Origin of the sequence: Flavobacterium foetidum (assembly GCF_004634245.1) — a bacterium.
Taxonomy (GTDB): Bacteria; Bacteroidota; Bacteroidia; order Flavobacteriales; family Flavobacteriaceae; genus Flavobacterium; species Flavobacterium foetidum.
Genome location: NZ_SJTF01000015.1, coordinates 24,697 through 38,982, shown reverse-complemented (window position 1 = coordinate 38,982; position 14,286 = coordinate 24,697). Strand labels below are relative to the sequence as shown.

General features: G+C 35.2%; 6 protein-coding genes. All 6 read right to left on the bottom strand.

What is annotated here, in order from left to right:
• Positions 1 to 87 precede the first annotated feature (87 nt).
• The gene (locus E0W73_RS17635; protein WP_135223361.1) at positions 88 to 1,212 is read right to left on the bottom strand and encodes a glycoside hydrolase family 43 protein; all 1,125 of its coding nucleotides are present in this window, start codon (positions 1,210 to 1,212) and stop codon (positions 88 to 90) included.
• A gap of 3 nt (positions 1,213 to 1,215) precedes the next feature.
• Positions 1,216 to 2,070 carry a glycoside hydrolase family 16 protein gene (locus E0W73_RS17630; RefSeq protein WP_208730546.1) on the bottom strand — a complete coding sequence of 285 codons (855 nt, stop codon included), beginning with the start codon at positions 2,068 to 2,070 and terminating at the stop codon, positions 1,216 to 1,218.
• 237 nt (positions 2,071 to 2,307) lie between these two features.
• The gene (locus tag E0W73_RS17625; protein WP_135223360.1) at positions 2,308 to 4,290 is read right to left on the bottom strand and encodes a RagB/SusD family nutrient uptake outer membrane protein; all 1,983 of its coding nucleotides are present in this window, start codon (positions 4,288 to 4,290) and stop codon (positions 2,308 to 2,310) included.
• 13 nt (positions 4,291 to 4,303) lie between these two features.
• A complete protein-coding gene (locus E0W73_RS17620; RefSeq protein WP_135223359.1) occupies positions 4,304 to 7,636 on the bottom strand; it encodes a SusC/RagA family TonB-linked outer membrane protein in 3,333 nt (1,110 codons plus the stop codon).
• An 836-nt stretch (positions 7,637 to 8,472) separates the two neighbouring features.
• On the bottom strand, positions 8,473 to 9,627 hold the full coding sequence (locus E0W73_RS17615) for a glycoside hydrolase family 88/105 protein (RefSeq protein ID WP_208730545.1): 1,155 nt from the start codon (positions 9,625 to 9,627) through the stop codon (positions 8,473 to 8,475).
• Between the two features lie 424 nt (positions 9,628 to 10,051).
• Positions 10,052 to 14,137 (bottom strand): hybrid sensor histidine kinase/response regulator transcription factor, encoded by a 4,086-nt coding sequence (locus E0W73_RS17610; RefSeq protein WP_135223358.1) that lies wholly within the window; start codon positions 14,135 to 14,137, stop codon positions 10,052 to 10,054.
• Between the last annotated feature and the right edge of the window lie 149 nt (positions 14,138 to 14,286).

The window sequence follows — 14,286 nt, the reverse complement described above, 5'->3', positions numbered from 1 at the left end:
CTATCGAGATTAAAGGATTTTAGCAGATCAAATTAGATTTTAATTCTTGAATGAAGCTATTTTATTTCACCCAACGGATTATTTTTATTAATTTTCTGTAAAAGCATTTAAATTCCATTTATCCAACCATTTTAAAATAGGTTTCCCATTTTCAAATTTTATGGGAAGCCAAACATAAGTCCCATCAATCGGATTTTTAGGATTCCATCGATCAGCCATAAAAATAAACTCATCCTTTTTGCCTTGTACAGGAAGAATATAAGTGCTTTGTGAATGAAAAGTCAATGCAGCATCTTTACCCACACACGGATTTCCTAAGCTTTCCCAAGGTCCCCAAATGGATTTCGATTTAAAAGATCTTGCCGCATTTGGATCCCAGCCCGTGCAACCTGATGTTATCATATAATAAATTCCGTCTTTCTTAAAAATAGCAGGAGCTTCATTATGACCCGCTGGTGCTACTCTTGTCCATTTATCAGTAAAATCTAAATAATCATCTGTAAGTTCTGAAATATGAAGCGTCAAATTCTCTTCTGAAGAATGAATTAAATACGCCTTTTCATTATCATCAACATAAACGGTCATATCTCTGGACATTTGCCCTTTATCAAAATCCCTGCGAACGAGCATTCCGTTCTGAATAGCTGTGAGCCATTCTGGACTCCAAGACTTTAACTGTTTTTCATTTGCAGTAGCCGTTTTAAATTCCTCTTTATAATCCAAAGGCCAAAAACCTTTATTTGGACGATAGGATTTAACAAATTTAAATGGTCCTTTTGGAGTATCACTAATGGCGACAGCGGCTTTTGCGGCATCATACCCCTGCCCTTTCAGTTCCAAATGAAACCACATCACATATTTACCTGTTTTTTTATTAAAGATTACTTTCGGACGCTCCATAACACATCCTTTTGTAATTTCTGATTTGGGATTTTGTTCGACTCGCAGTACAACGCCTTCGTTATGCCAATTGTACAAATCTTTTGAGGAATAACAGCTGATTCCCTCCAAAGAGGTATTTCCTGAACGTCCCGAAGTTTTATATTCGCCGTACCAATAATACGTTCCTGCATCAAAAAGAATTCCGCCACCGTGAGCGTTAATATGCACTCCATCTGTATCTTTCCACTGTTTTCCTGGAACAAAATAATTGTTTTGCGAAAAAACAAAAGAACACACAAAACCGATAATGATTGAAAATTTTAATTTCATTTTTTATTTATTTTTTTGATAAACCCTGATATAATCTATACTGTATCTTGACGGAAGATCTGCTTTAGTGAAATCTCCGCCATTTATTCCTCCGACCGCCAAATTGACCAATAAATAATGCGGCTGTCGAAACGGAATTATTTCTTGCTCTTTTGAGTATAGGGTTTTATCAACACTAATTTCATTTAATAATTGATTGTCAACATATAATTTAATCGAATGCGCATCCCAATCCATTTTCCAAACGTGAAATTGATCTGCCCATGCTTTGTCTTTAAAATCAGTCAGTTTAAATGTTTCACTGTCCCAAGCTGTCTTCGATTCATTTGATTTCCAAGCGGCATTTGCCAGTATTTTTCCGGTATAATATTCCATAATGTCTATTTCTCCGTTTGCCGGCCAGTTTCCTTTTACACCCAAACTCCAGAAAGCTGGCCACATTCCTTTTCCAACTGGAATTTTAGCACGCATTTCAAAACGGCCATATTGCCAAGAATGCTTTCCGCTGGTAATCAAACAGGAAGAAGTCACTTTTATGGAATCTCTATTTTTAGCAAAATCTTTATGCGTTTTAGATACAAAATTTGGGTTGGGTTTATTTTCATTTCTAGCTTCGATAATCAAATAACCATCTTTGCAAAATGCATTTTCTTTTTGATACCATTGGTTTTCTTGATTTCTCACAAAACCTATTTCGTAATTCCAATTCTTTTCATCTGGACGACCATCTGTGTTGAATTCATCTGACCAGACCAACTTATAATCTTCAGCCATTAAAGCTTTTTCTTTGTACCTGATAAAACTAAAAAGCAGCATCAGGACAATTCCCAACACCAAAAACTTACCGATAAATCTCATCTTCTATTTATTTTAATCGCATATATTCGTTTTACATACTGAAATCTTGTATTGTAAAAAGGGATCCCGAAAGATCCCTAATCATCTCTGAACTAATTAAACCAAACTTTATCTATTTAAACAATTCATCATTTTTTAATCATGACGATTCTAAATGTGAATCTATTTCTATTAGAGGAAGTCTTAAAAAACTTAAACCGCTTTAAACAAAAAACTGCATTTTGTCTTTCATTTCAATTAAAGCTGGTTCTCATCTGCGACAGCATCCTGCCATTTGTCCCAAACCTTAACGCTCGGGTCATAACCATCATAACCAAAGTTCTGACTTAATTTCCCTTTGATGTTAGCTGTTATGGCACTGTTTGGAATTGGCCAATAGTTATTACGTTTGTCCATTGTATAAAATTTAGTTCCGTTTGGAACTACAATTCCACTTGGATATTTATTGTAAAGAGTATAGTGGACAATTCGCTGATACCAGTAACTTCCGCCTGCGTCATCCGTTCCGGACTGTTTGTCCCAGTTCGTTTTATTGTACGTCTGCCCCCATTCATCTGGTTGTCCGCTGAGTGCGAGACAATGCGAAATACGTTTTAGCTCGACATTCCTCCATTCTTCCAGGTAAAGTTCTCTTCCTCTTTCTGCACAAATATCACCTATTGTTACTGTTCCATACATTTGCGAAGCACCTGCTCTTGCTCTAATAACATTTACATCTTGAGCAGCACCGCCAACATTACCTTGATAAAAACGGGCTTCTGCTCTCAACAAATAAGTTTCAGCCAAACGATATAAGTACCAATGTGCTTTACTTCCTGTACTGGCTCCCTGAAAATCATTTGCATTTGGATTGGTTTCATTTACCACATCGTGCAGATAGATTTTGTACAACGGAAAATCAAACCATTCGCGCAGTGTATCTTTTGCCAACAAAGTAGCACCATTTTTTAATCTGAAATTTTGCCCATAATACGCAGAAGTTTTGTCGCTGTATTTCAAATTTTCCATGTTTACCCAGTTCCCAACGGTACTGTTATGTCTAAGATCTTGTTTGTCTTCAACTCCATTAACCACCCACATTGGATGCTGTGAATAATAAGAAGCACTAATTGTAGCAATACCACGCCCTAAAGCTCTTGCGTAATCATAATTTGCCTGATAATTGGCATTGTTTGAAGCAAAACGATTTGCGGCTTGCTTTCCGTCAGGAGTAGTAACTGTACCTGAATTCCAGTTTGGACCAAAAATTCTCATCGATGCAAATGGTAAAAAAGATTGTACGCCACCATTCGGCATTACCAAAATAGCTTCTCTGTTAGCGGCAATAACTTTATTTTCAGGTCGGTGTAAATCCCAGATCACATTTCTAGTGATAGTCCATGTCGCTGGATTTCCTCCTGCATCAAAAGTTCCAAAAGAACCCTGCATCAAAGAATAACCCGATTGGTTGATCAGTAAATCAGCCTGATTCTCTGCATCTTTGAATCTTCCGGAAGCCAGGTAACATTTAATCAATAATTGACGACATGCTCCTTTGTTTACTACGCCTAGATAAGGTAATTTCGATTGTTCCGGCACCCATTCTACAGCCTTTTCCATATCAGCCGTAATCATTTCGATAATAGCCTCTTTTTTAGTTGAATAATAACTTTGTTTTGGAACTTCCAAAATCTTTGTAATCAGTGGAATATCTCCAAATTGATAAACCAAATTAAGATAACGGTATGCTCTGTGAAAGTAAGCTTGACCAATGTATTTACGTTTCACTTCTTCTGTTAAACTTGTTACCTTATCAATATAAGTTAAAACAGTATTGGCATGTTTAATTCCAGTATAAGCTTCAGTCCAGTAAAATCCGAAATAAAAATCATCATTTGTTGCCGTTTTGTAACTCATGGTAGGCACCATAGTATTGGCAAAATCAGAAATGGTGCTGGTGTTATCTGTTTTTCCATATTTTGACATATCAGAGAAAACATATTCTGTACCAATAGGCACACTATTACCAGCATTATTGTAATGAATATAGTTATTACGAAGCTGTTTATCGGCACTTGCCAAAACAGCTTGCAATCCGCTTTCTGTACTAAATGTAGCTTCTGGCTCGTAAAACGAAAGCGGGTCTGGTTCCAGAAAATCCTCTGAGCAGGAAACAAAAAGAGCAGCAACCGCAACTAAAGGTACTATTCTTGAAATTTTATTTTGTATATATCTTTTCATTATTGACTAATTTTTAAAGTGAAACGTTAAATCCTAAATTAAACATTCGGGTAGCAAGCCCGCCAGTCTCCGGATCACCATAATATTTCCATTGTTTAGAAGCTGACCAAGTTGCCACATTCTGAACAGAAGTATAGATTTTGAAATTTCTCACATGTAAACGGTTTACAAGATCTTTAGGAAGTGAGTACGCCAACGAAATATTGTCTAAACGAATAAAACTGCGATCGTATAATTTTGCTGTTCCAGCGCCTGCAGGTCCTCTTGCGTCTAGACGCGCCCAGTCATTTGTTGGATTGTCAATGGTCCAATATGGATTTACAAACGGATTGTAGTTATTCGTATACAAACTACCATCATTGTACGTATTCATATAACGTCCGTCCATTGATTTGTGTCCCATGTATGAATACATATTGATTGCCAAATTCCAATTTTTATAAAATGTAAATTCATTACGAAGAGACCAGTTAATTGGCGGTGTTGTCTGTCCTAAAAACTGTTTGTCTTTTTCATTGTAAGTTGGTTTTCCGTTTACATCATCAGCAGTATAGCTGTTCTCCACTTTTGGATCACCTGGACGTTGTCCGTATTTTGCAGCTTCAATCGCTTCGTCTTTCTGCCAGATTCCAATCACTTTATAATCCCAGATTTGAGAAATAGGTTTTCCAATAAACCATCCATTGGTTTTATCATCTGCTTCTTTTCTTCCAATAACATTTCCATTGACATCTTTGATATCTTCCATATTGCCATACAATTTGTTAATCGTATTCTTGTTGTATGAAAAAGCGACCATAGTTGTCCATTCAAAGTTTGGCTTTTTCATATTCAAAGAAGTAAGGCTGACCTCAATACCTTTGTTTTCAACTTCTCCAAGGTTGGTTGCAATAGATGAGAATCCGGTAAACTCAGGTAGACGCTGACTCATGATCATATCGTGCGTAACCGATTTGTAAACGTCAATTGTAGTTGTAATTCTGTCCTTCAAGAAACCAAGATCAAGACCAATATTGGATGCTGTTGTTTTTTCCCATTGCAAATTTGGATTTGCCATACGGTCTATTCCAAGATATTTCATATCCACAATATTTCCTGAAGCATCAATATATCCCATAGTTGCTCCTGTACCTGAACTTAAATTGGCTAAAGCTAAGTAAGGATCAGCAAGCGATCTGTTTCCGTTTTTACCCCATGATAAACGTAATTTACCAGTGCTTAGCGGTTCCCAGTGAAACCATTTTTCTTTATTAAAATTCCATCCCAATGCTACAGAAGGGAAAGTGGCGTAAGGATAGGAAGCTCCAAAAGCAGAGTACCCATCACGTCGAACTGTTCCAGTAATCATATAACGATCGTCAAAGGAATAGAAAAGTCTCGCCATTAACGCATCACCTGTCTGATGTGTATCTGTTGCAGTAAAAGTACTATTGGCAAGTGTTGCATTGGCTATATTATGATAACCTAAAGCATCTGATGGCTGTATGTTATTGGCATCAATACGATCTGACCATGTTTTTAAATCTTCTGCTTCCTGAACAAATGTTGCGATAATATGGTGTTTCTCATTAAATGTATGATCCCATGTTAGGGTGTTGTTTAAGTTCCAAGTGAATTTTTTACCGTTTTCTCTATCCACTCCAATATTAGCAGCATTCCAGTTTTTATTACCAGCCGACTGGAAGTAACGATTGTAGAAAAATTCATAACGAGGCGCCGCATTAAAGGAATACGTAATACCAAATGGCAACGTTACCTTTGTATTAAAAATAGTATTCAAGATTGTATATCCTCTATCAAGATCCATATATTGACGATCATAGTAGTAATTATATCCTCCAATTGTCGATCCCATTGGCTGTCTTGCATAATCGCCATTTGTTTCTTTAAAGTTAGCAAACGGGCTGTTTCTTAACATATTGGCATCCCAGTAATTAGTTCCTGTACCAACAGATATATCTCCATCTGAACGATCTTGAAAATTAACGTTCGCTCCAAACTCAAGCCAGTCTGTAATCTTAGCATCTACTTTCATATTCGCACGAACAGCAGTATAATCATTTCCTTGAATTGCTCCTTCTGAGGTTAAATATCCTAAAGACATATAATAATTTACTTTATCACCTGCTCCAGAAACACTTAAATTATTGTCACGGTTTATTCCTGTTCTAAAAGTACTGTTATACCAATCATGCGTTTTTCCTTCTGTAAAATTCTTTAAAAGTGTTGCATCTGTAATTCCTAAACGCAGTCCCCACACTTCATTCAAACTTTTTCCTTGTATTTGTGAAGCGGGCTGATAAGCCAACCACTGTGCCTCTGTTATTCCATACTGACTTAATTGACTTGGACTTGCGTAATAACCCGGTTTCCCCGCTGCTGTTCCTGTAACCCATGCCTCGTAATTTCCAGTTGCTGTATTGGTACCATATGTTTTAGCCGTTTCCCAATCCTGACGGTATTTTATATATCCTTCCGGAGAATATACGTTGCGATACGCACTTTCATTAACAATTGTCATGTTGCTAGTGACATTGATAATAGGTTTGCCTGTTTTTCCCTTTTTTGTAGATATAACAATGACCCCAGCTGCCGCTTTTGAACCGTATACCGCCGTTGCAGATGCATCTTTCAAAATATCAATCTGACCAACATCATCAGGATTAATTTCTGAAAGCTCTCCGTAGAACTGCATTCCGTCCAGAATAATAAGTGGTGAATTATGATTTGCTCCATCAGGATTGTAAACAGAAGTCTGTCCACGAATCTGCAAAGATCCACCTCCTTTTGCAGAAGGATCGTAGCCTACTTTTAGACCTGGAACACCTCTTAATAAATCCTGAACGGTTTGCGGGTTTTGATTGGCTAAAGCTTCGGCTTTAACCTGAACAATTGATCCGGTTAAATCTTTTTTCTTCATTTTACCATATCCCACTACTACCACTTCGTCTAAATTGGCCGCATTCTCTTCTAATATTATCGAAATACTCGTTTTGCCTTTTACAGCTATTTCTTGGGTTATAAAACCAACAAACGATATTACTAATATTGAATTGTCATCTCCTTCCAAAGTAAATTTTCCATCAAAATCTGTTATCGTTCCTTTTTTCGTTCCTTTTATCAGAACTGAGGCTCCGGGAAGCGGCACACCTTTGCTATCTTTTACCTGTCCGCTGATACTATTTTGCGATTGTACTTTTTCTGCTCCTATCCTGCTACCCGGTTCAGTAGAAAATGCATGTACTTGAGATAATGAAACTAATACACAAAGCAGTGTAAGTTTCTTTTTCAAATCAAATCCAGATCCATAATCAGGAGCCTTGGTCTTCCTAATAAAGTTTGTCATTTTTGGTTGTAAGTTTTGGTTAATTGATAAGTTAATAGTCTGCAAAATATAGAAATGAACATCTGCAAGTGTGTTTTTTACAATTTTGTTTTTCAAAATTTTTTAAGCACAGTTTATTATGTAATTATCAATAGTTTGCCTTACAAATCTATAGCAAGAGACGCAAGCAAAAGGGGGTAATTACAACATTAAAAAAGGGGTAAATCCGCATTTTTAGAGGCAAAACGGGATTTTTTTATTGGAATGACAGAAAAAGCATGTTCAAAATGTATCATGTGTAATTATTTAAAAGTTGGATATAAATACATATGTGGTATAATCTCTCTGCATTTATCTTAAATGACTTTAGAAAAATGAAAAGAGGAAGCAATCTCAAAACATATTTTTTAACTAAAAAGAATCTTTATAAAAATCATACATTAACAATACCCCAGCGGGGTAAGATATCTATAGAACTTTAATCCTAAAAATGATAAAAAGCTGAGGAGGAGCGACATATTTTTCATAATCTCTAGTATATGTCGCTCCTCCGGAGCTTTTTTTTAACGTCCGTTCTTTGCTATAAATATGTAGCTTCTCCGAAGCTTTTCCAAAATAAAACTCAATTTTGATACTTCTTGTCTAACTTTATATTGCTCAAATTGATTCTTTTCTATAAATATGTAGTTTCTCCGAAGCTTTTCCAAAATAAAACTCAATTTTAATACTTCTTGTCTAACTTTATATTGCTCAAATTGATTCTTTTCTATAAATATGTAGCTTCTCCGAAGCTTATAAAAAAAAAGAAGCTATCTTAAAAGACAGCTTCCTCTTCAAATACAATAAAACGGAATCAATTATTTCACATAACGATAAACCTCTGATGCCGCCAATAAAAAAGCGCCAACTCCAAAATCTGCTGTGGAATTTTTATCGACAACTTGTCCCGGAATTGCTTTTTCGCCGATAGGCTGTACGTAACCTACTTTTCCATCTGGCTGCAGGGCGAATGTGGTTAAATAATTCCATGATTTTTCTACAACGGGCAAATAGGTCTTTCTATCCAAAAATCCATTGTTTATTCCCCACATAAAACCATAAGTAAAGAAAGCTGTTCCGCTGGTTTCAGGTCCTGGTGCGTGTTCGGGATCTAGAATACTTCTTGTCCAATAGCCGCCTTTCTGCTGTGCATCTGCCAAAGCTTTAGCCATTTCTTTAAAACGATTGATATATTCATTTCTATGTTTGGCCGATTTTGGTAAATCCTGAATAATTTTAGCATAACCGGCAAAAATCCAGCCGTCTCCCCTTGCCCAAAAGTCTTTTTTCCCATTTGCGCTTTTATGTTTTGGATACACATATCTGGCATCACGAAAATACAGTTTTGCTTCTTCATCATACATAATACTGTCTGCATATTGCAAATAAGAGTGTAATTTCTCTAAGTACATTTCATTACCCGTAACGTTGTAGAGCTTTGTCATGACCGGCATTACCATATACAATCCGTCAACCCACCACCAATAATCGTTTTGCGGCGTACTTATTTCATATTCCATCACTTCTTTTGCTCTTGCTATTTTTTGAGGATCTTTTTTTCCTGTGAAATTGTACAAATCGATATAGGTTTGAAAACAAATCTGCCAGTCTCCAAACAATACATATTCATCTGTTTCTCCATAATTGTATTTCCATTCGGATTTATCATTGGATTTTGCTCCCATCCATTGATTTTTCTCGGCCCAAGCCAATGAATAATCCAAATACTTTTTGTTTTGGGTTACTTTATAAGCTTCCATATTTCCTGTATGATAAGCCGAAACATGCCAAAAAGCATTTCCAAGTTCAGGATGAGTACTTTGCCAATGGTTATTTACTTTATCGATAATCGCAACAACTTCTTCTTTAGATTCTTTTATCCCGTTTTCTTGTTTTGCATTTCCTGTTTTACAGCCAATTGCTCCAAGTGAAAGAGAAGCTATTGCCATAAAGATTGATTTTCTAAACTTCATTATTATATTTTTTTAGTTAAATTTTTAATAGTAGTTCTGCTCAAAAATCTTGCGATGCCACATTTTTTTTTTGCCACAAATTCCACAAATTTTCATTAATTAATTTCGTGTTAATTCGTGTTTTATTTTAGATTGTGTTCATTTAATTTCTTATTAATTGTTTTTTGCTCCAAATCTTTTTTAACTATCAAGCTGATTTCCATTAACAGCCAATTGTCCCAAGAGAAAGAGAAGCTATCGCCATAAAAATTGATTTTCTAAACTTCATTAGTTCTGCTCAAAAGTCTTGCGATGCCACATTTTTTTTCGCCACAAATTCCACAAATTTTCACTAATTAAATTTCGTGTTAATTCTTGTTTTATTTTAAAATTGTGTTCATTTAATTTCTTATTAATTGTTTTTTGCTCCAAATCTTTTTAACTATCAAGCTGATTTCCAAAAACTTTCATTCAGTATGTATTTATTATCCTTTACATTTTGATACTTCTTCTTAAACTCGGAGGGATTGATATTATAAAACTGCTGAAAGTGTTTCCTGAAATACTTAATATCGCCAAAACCAGCCATCGAAGCGGCCTGACTAATTTGTAAATCGGTTGTAATTAATAAGGTCGCTACTTTTCGCAAACGCACATTTCTGGTAAATTCTGAAACCGACTTACCGGTAATCTTTTTAATTTTTTTATAAACCAAAGAATAACTCATTCCTAAATGAAACGCTAAATCATGTACATTGAAATTCTCCACATCTAAATTGGCGTCAATTATGTCTACAATCCTTTCGATGAGTTTTTTATCTTCATCTGATAATTTTAGATTCGCTTCTTTTTTGGTGACCGAATTAAGTAAATAATGCTGTTCGCTGTCACGTCTCGCTAATATACCGCTAATTCTAGCTAATAAATAATCATTATCAAAAGGTTTTGTGATGTAATCATCGGCACCGACTTCGGCTCCTTTGAGTTTTACCTCTTCGGAAGTTCCTCCGGTCAGCAATATCACCGGAATATGTTTTAACTCTTCATCTGATTTGATGTGCTTGCAAAAGGCAACTCCATTCATTTCTCCCATTACAACATCAGAAATAATCAAATCGGGTTGTACTTTTCTAATTAGAGTTAATGCCATTTCGGCATTTTCGGCTAGAGTAATATGATATTTTGAGGATAATATTCGTTTTAAATAATTTCTTATTTGGACATTATCATCTACAACCAAAATACTTTTGGCATCTTTAATCAAATCACTAACTGTTTCAGATTCTTCAATAGTCTGCAATACATTTTCCTGTATCACGGTATCTTCCAAAGCTTCTTCTAAAAATAAGGTTCTGTCGCTTAAATCTTCCCTGATTTCAATGTCTCCAAAATGTTCTTTTCCCAAAGGCAATTTAATTTCAAAAATAGATCCACCATTTTCATTATCATAACAACCAACTTCGCCATGATGCTGATTCACAAATTGTTTCACCAAATAAAGGCCAATACCAAATCCTTTACGGTTGTTTTTTATGTTGTTATTGGATTGGTAAAACAAATTAAATATTTTCTCTTTATCAGCATCTGAAACTCCTTCGCCATTATCAATCACTTTTAGGATAACTTCATTATCAATACAGCGCAAATTGACGGCAACACTTCCGTTCTCTTTTTCTGTAAATTTTAACGCATTCGAAATCAGATTAAACAAAGCCATTTCTATTTTTTCACGGTCTACATAGACCAAAACCTTTTCTTCAGAAATACTAAAACTGTAATCTATTTTTTTGACTTTGGCGTGATGCACAAAACAGCTGAAAACCTCTTTGGCTAATTCCACAATATCAATTTGACCAACTTTAAGTTTTCCTGTTTCGGTTTCCGTTTTTCTAAACAAAAGAAGCTGATCGACCAAACTCAACAATCTTCTGGAATTGCTGTAAACCATTTCAATAGCACCGGGATCAATCTGTTGGTCGGTTCCGTAAATGATATCTTTTAACGGATTGATAATCATCGTCAAAGGGGATCTGAACTCATGAGAAATATTGGTGAAAAAGGTTATTTTTTTCTCATTCAGTTCTTTTTCTTGTTTGGCCAAATCCTGCGAAAGTTTGACTTCATACTTCAATTTAGCCTGCTGACGCTGATATTTGTCAACTACATAAATGCCAAGACAAACAATCAGGAAATAGACAAAATAGGCAAAACCGCTTCTGTACCAAGGAGGCAATATGGTAATTGGAAGTGAAATAGCACTTTTGCTCCAAATTCCTTCAGCATTAGTAGATTTGATTTTCAAGACATAATCTCCTTCTGTAATTTTGGAATAATTGGCACTTCGAATATTATCTACATAATGCCATTGCGAATCCCATCCTTCTAAAAAATAAGCATACGAAATTTTTTCAGGAAGACTGTATTCTAAAGCCGCAAAATCAATATTGAGCATTGATTCGTCATAAGGTAATTTCAATTTATCGATTCCAAAAGAAGTTAAATTGGATTGATCATAAACCTTATTATTTACTTTTATTGAAGTGATGACCAGCTTTGGAAAATCATGAATCTGGGTATTGATTTTGGTGTTGATGATATTAAAACCTTTGATTCCGCCAAAAAGGATTTCGCCTGTTGAAAGTTTAAGCGCCGCATTATAATTAAACTGATTGCTTTGAAGACCATCAGCATCATGATAACTTGTAATATGTCCCGTTTGAGCATTGTAAACAAATATTCCATTATACGTACTGCACCAATAATCTCCTTTATTATCCTTTACGATATTTAATACCGAATTATTTGGAATTCCGTCTTTCTGGGTTAGGAATTTCTTTTGCAGCGTGTGCGGATTAAAAATCAAAAGCCCTCCTCCTTCTGTTCCTACAAGCATTTTTGAAGGTGAAACAGCAATAACAGATCGTACAGGATATTTGAGATCAATGACTTTGCGTTGCATTGTTTTTGGATTGAATTCGACTAAATCCGTAAAATTGCCTATCCAAAGATTGGCATTTTGATCTTCTGCAATAGAAATAATTCCTCTAATTTTTGCATCAACAAAATCAAATTTATCCTCCTTTTCATTATAGCGGTACAATCCTTCATCATCTGGAGAAGCCGCCCACAGAACATTATTCTTAGCGCGAAAAAGCACCCAAAAATTCTTTTGATTTGCTCCCACTTTTGGATTAAAAAAAGTGTATTTTTTGAAATTATGAGTCTGTGAATTAAACAAACAAACTCCGCCACCATAGGTCGCAAACCAAGTTCCTCTGCTATCAGTTACGATTGAGGAAACAAAATTATTAGATATCGAATTGGGATTGTTGGGGGTGTGAGAATAATTTGTAAACGTATTGGTTTTTCTATTCCACAAACTTGCGCCCGCTCCATCTGTTCCTATCCATAAATGATTGCTGTCTTGTTCAGACAAGGAAAGAATAAAATCACTTGGAAGTGTGTTTTTTATCTTTTCATTTTTAGAAATAGTCGTAAAAGGACTTTTTCTTTCCTCAATTTTATTAACGCCTCCTCTTAAAGTTCCGACCCAAACTCTATTTTCATTATCCAAAAAAAGTGAGGAAATAGCGTTACTATTCAATTTTTCCTCATCAGAATTGGCATTAAACAAAGAAAAACTATCCGATGCATAACTGTATTTTACTATTCCATTCCCATTGGTAGCGATCCAAAGTTCTTTTTTGTCTGGTTTGCACATCAAATCGGAAATAGGATTCTGCAATTCCTGATTTGCATAAATGCGATGTGTTTTATTTAGGGAATTATACTTTAACAAACCACCATCAACTCCTACCCAGATATTTGAAGATTTGTCGCATAAAATACAGTTTCCCTGCTGATAATCGGACAAAACCACAACTAGTTTTTTTACTGTTGTATCCATAGTCACCAGACCAACTCCCTGAACAAAACACCAAAATTTGCCCGATTTGTCAAAATCCATTCCCTGAACATGGTAATCCCATTGCAGTTTTCCGTTTACATAAAGCGGAATCTGAATGATTCTTTTTTGTTTAGCTCCACAATAAAGCAGTCCTTTACCAGCAGTGCCGATATACATCACCGATTTATAATCCATAATCTTATTGACCACAAAATCTATAGGCTCTGTCTTAGACGTTTTTGCGTTTAAATAATATTTTCGGCTAAAGTGATTGTTGAGATAATTATAAACACTGATACCGCCTTTTGTACCAATCCAGATTTCATCTTTGGTTCCGCAAATGCTTACAACTCTGTTGTTATTTAATGAATTAGAATCGTTTGGTTCATTTCTAAAATTTAAAAAATTATAGCCGTCATATCTGCTTATTCCATCATAAGTACCAAACCACATCAGGCCTCTTTTGTCTTTGTAAACCGAAGTAACAGCATTATTGGCAAGACCGTTTTTTATCCCGATGTAGCCGATAGTATAATTTTCCTGTCCAAATTTAGAAGCTGATAATCCCTCAGCCGACTGTGGTTGAGCCGGAAAGCAAACTAAAAGCATTAAAAATAATAGCATTCTATTTTTCAAAATGTGTGGTGGTTAGGTTAGTTTAAGTTTTTGATGAATCTATAAATAGATGTTTGTTATTTTAAAAAAGCATATGTTGTAAAATTTTATTTCTAAAAAAGGCTCTTATTTAAAAATCAGAAAAACCTATGATGTTT

What these genes read in the sequence shown, in the direction of transcription:
- E0W73_RS17635 (WP_135223361.1), bottom strand. Translation starts at nt 1,212, where the DNA reads ATGAAATTAAAATTTTCAATCATTATCGGTTTTGTGTGTTCTTTTGTT.
- E0W73_RS17630 (WP_208730546.1), bottom strand. Translation starts at nt 2,070, where the DNA reads ATGAGATTTATCGGTAAGTTTTTGGTGTTGGGAATTGTCCTGATGCTG.
- E0W73_RS17625 (WP_135223360.1), bottom strand. Translation starts at nt 4,290, where the DNA reads ATGAAAAGATATATACAAAATAAAATTTCAAGAATAGTACCTTTAGTT.
- E0W73_RS17620 (WP_135223359.1), bottom strand. Translation starts at nt 7,636, where the DNA reads ATGACAAACTTTATTAGGAAGACCAAGGCTCCTGATTATGGATCTGGA.
- E0W73_RS17615 (WP_208730545.1), bottom strand. Translation starts at nt 9,627, where the DNA reads ATGAAGTTTAGAAAATCAATCTTTATGGCAATAGCTTCTCTTTCACTT.
- E0W73_RS17610 (WP_135223358.1), bottom strand. Translation starts at nt 14,137, where the DNA reads ATGCTATTATTTTTAATGCTTTTAGTTTGCTTTCCGGCTCAACCACAG.